General features: G+C 38.7%; 4 protein-coding genes. 2 read left to right on the plus strand and 2 right to left on the minus strand.

Features of this window, described 5'->3' with window-relative positions; all coding sequences use genetic code 11:
• Positions 1 to 155 precede the first annotated feature (155 nt).
• Positions 156 to 593, minus strand: coding sequence for a group II truncated hemoglobin (locus tag H5115_RS19895; RefSeq protein WP_004335148.1), 438 nt, complete (start codon positions 591 to 593; stop codon positions 156 to 158).
• A 54-nt stretch (positions 594 to 647) separates the two neighbouring features.
• On the opposite strand from H5115_RS19895, the gene aroE reads away from it, so the two are divergent.
• Entirely contained in the window at positions 648 to 1,472 is an 825-nt protein-coding gene (aroE, locus tag H5115_RS19900; RefSeq protein ID WP_182756971.1) for a shikimate dehydrogenase, read from the plus strand.
• On the plus strand, positions 1,469 to 1,723 hold the full coding sequence (locus H5115_RS19905; protein WP_004335144.1) for a DUF1488 family protein: 255 nt from the start codon (positions 1,469 to 1,471) through the stop codon (positions 1,721 to 1,723). The genes aroE and H5115_RS19905 overlap by 4 nt, the downstream gene beginning before the upstream one ends.
• Here H5115_RS19905 and H5115_RS19910 read toward each other — a convergent pair.
• On the minus strand, positions 1,715 to 2,260 hold the full coding sequence (locus H5115_RS19910) for a gamma carbonic anhydrase family protein (protein ID WP_182756972.1): 546 nt from the start codon (positions 2,258 to 2,260) through the stop codon (positions 1,715 to 1,717). The genes H5115_RS19905 and H5115_RS19910 overlap by 9 nt on opposite strands.
• Positions 2,261 to 2,729 lie beyond the last annotated feature (469 nt).

Consider the following 2,729-nt stretch of genomic DNA (forward strand, 5'->3'; position numbering starts at 1 on the left):
GCGCACAGGGCGTGCATCTGTGAAAGTGTTATGGCAAGGATGGCTTAAGTTACAAGCCATCCTGGAAGGCTACGATTTAGCAAAATCTCTTGAGTCAGACTTGTGATCAAGAGACAGCTAATTAGCGCCTTTTTGCATTATGGCTATATATAAATTTAATGCTGATTGATCATGTGCGTTGCTAGTTGAGAGAATGATTGCTTTAAGCCTTCACGCAACAACGGATTGTCTATTTCTATATCCAGCGTTTTATTCATGCAGTACATCCACTGATCGCGCAATGCTTTATCTACAGTAAAAGGCATATGGCGTTTACGTAGCATTGGCTGGCCATGTTTTTCTGTAAATAGGTTTGGCCCGCCTAACCAACCAGATAAAAATTCAAAAAATACTTGGCGAATTCGATCTAATGGCAGAGGATGCATATCATATAACGGTTTAGCGTATTCATCTGACTCCATTATGTCGTAGAATCGATTGGAGATAGCGCGCGCTCCTTTTTCTCCACCTATTATTTCGTACGGTGTTTTTTCAGGAGTAGGAGCCTGTTGCTCGGGAGCTGGCTTAGATTTAGAAAAAAGTCGTTTAATCATATTATTTATCATCGTTAATAGGCAGTGTTATAGCTGCAAAGAGGTTGCTTTAAAATGGACAAATATGCGGTTTTTGGAAATCCAATTAAACATTCAAAATCCCCCGCGATACATAAACAATTTGCTGTATCACTGGGTGAGCAAATCGACTATCGCGCAATATTAGCACCTATCGATAACTTTGAAAAAACAGTATTGTCTTTTTTTGAGCAAGGTGGTGTGGGTGCTAACGTTACAATGCCATTTAAAGAGCAAGCCTATGCAATGGCTGATGAGCTTACGCCATTAGCTAAAATTGTAGGGGCTGTTAATACCTTAAAAAAACGAGACGATGGCACATTACTCGGTGATAACACCGATGGCGTGGGCTTTGTAAATGATTTACTCGCAAATGAAGTAGCCATAACTAATAAACGCATTTTGATCATAGGTGCGGGCGGTGCTGCTCGAGGGGTTATTTTACCTTTGTTAGAGCATAACCCACAGGAAATAATAATAGTTAATCGCACAGCGCAAAAAGCCAAAGAACTCGCAGAGCTGTTTACTCAATATGGGCCAGTATCTGGCTTTGGCTTTGATGATTTACCAGTAAGCGATTACTCACTAATTATAAACTCTACCTCTAGCAGTATGAATAACGAACTTCCAGCACTTGATAAAAAACACATAACTAACTGTGAAGTCGCTTATGACATGTTTTATTCACTGCAAAATACCATTTTTATGAATTGGGTTGCACAGCATAATATTAACGCTAAGCTTTTAGATGGCAGTGGCATGCTAGTTGGCCAAGCTGCTCAAGCATATTATGTATGGCGTAATAAAATGCCAAAAATACTTCCCATTGTTGATGCGCTCAAACAAGGAACGCTTAAATGAATCAGGCAATACAATTTATAGATAGGCTAGAGTTTAGAGAGCCCGATCATCAGTTAGTATTTTTTGCACAAGTTAGTGGCATGCTGGTGGAGTGTGTAATAGAAGTAAATACACTTAAATTAACAGACGAAAGCCATGCAACAGAGTATTTTGAAAAGTATCGTTTTGATTATGAAGAACGTGCCGAGGAGCTTATCGAAGAAGAAAGCTATAACTCGGCAGGCCAAATTGAAGTAAGCTTATTAACTTAAGTTAGCCATTTCAGCTAAATATTCATCTTTAAGTGATACATAGTTATCTGCAGATATTTTTAAAAAGGCAAGTTCTTGCTCCGTTAGAGGGCGGGCTTGCTTAGCCGGACTCCCTACATATAAGTAACCAGACTCTAAGCGTTTGTTTGGTGGTACCAAAGAGCCGCCACCTATAATCACATCATCTTCAACAACTACGTTATCCATAATAATAGCGCCCATACCTACAAGTATACGGTTTCCTAATATACATCCGTGCAGCATTACCTTATGACCTACAGTTACATCGTCACCTATAATAAGTGGATAACCAGCTGGATTGCTTTTAGTTGCACGAGATAAATGCAATACACTGCCATCTTGTATATTGGAGCGTTTACCAATACGTATATAGTTAACATCGCCTCGGGCGGCTACTAAAGGCCAAATACTACTATTATCACCTAAAGTAATATCACCAACCAAAACTGATGACTCATCAATATAAACAGACGAATTAAAAGAAGGAGTTACACCTTTATAAGAACGGATTGCCATATTTAGTACCTTTTAGATAATAGTTATTAGCTTTGAGTGTATCAGCAAGGTTATTTTTGTACCATAAAAGGCACTGTTTGGTTACAAAACTATCAGTTTTAGGGTGTTTAGTTCAGATACTAACCGAACAGTATCTTTTTTTACTTTTTCTTTAAAAAAGTACTTGCGTAAAAATCTGTTCTCCCTATAATGCGACCCCACTGAGACGGGAAACGCCGAAGCATAGCAAGGCACGAACTACTCAGAGAGTTAAATAAAACTTCGGTTTTAAATCTTCCAAAAGAAAATTTAAAACAAAGTGTTGACTCGAAAAATAAAGGGTGTATTATTCGCATCCCTTGAGGCGCTAAAGCGACTCAAAACGTTCTTTAACAATATAAAGCAATCATCTGTGTGGGCACTCGTACAGATTGAGTTCTAACAGCCAACCTACTTAGGTAGCGAGGCAAACAAATTAGAGTCTCAATTG

The sequence above is a fragment of the Pseudoalteromonas sp. SR44-2 genome, assembly GCF_014163745.1.
Lineage (GTDB): Bacteria > Pseudomonadota > Gammaproteobacteria > Enterobacterales > Alteromonadaceae > Pseudoalteromonas > Pseudoalteromonas distincta.

Excerpts from the sequence above, each read along its gene's own strand:
- H5115_RS19895 (WP_004335148.1), bottom strand. The coding sequence starts at position 593 with ATGATTAAACGACTTTTTTCTAAATCTAAGCCAGCTCCCGAGCAACAG.
- aroE (WP_182756971.1), top strand. The coding sequence starts at position 648 with ATGGACAAATATGCGGTTTTTGGAAATCCAATTAAACATTCAAAATCC.
- H5115_RS19910 (WP_182756972.1), bottom strand. The coding sequence starts at position 2,260 with ATGGCAATCCGTTCTTATAAAGGTGTAACTCCTTCTTTTAATTCGTCT.
- H5115_RS19905 (WP_004335144.1), top strand. The coding sequence starts at position 1,469 with ATGAATCAGGCAATACAATTTATAGATAGGCTAGAGTTTAGAGAGCCC.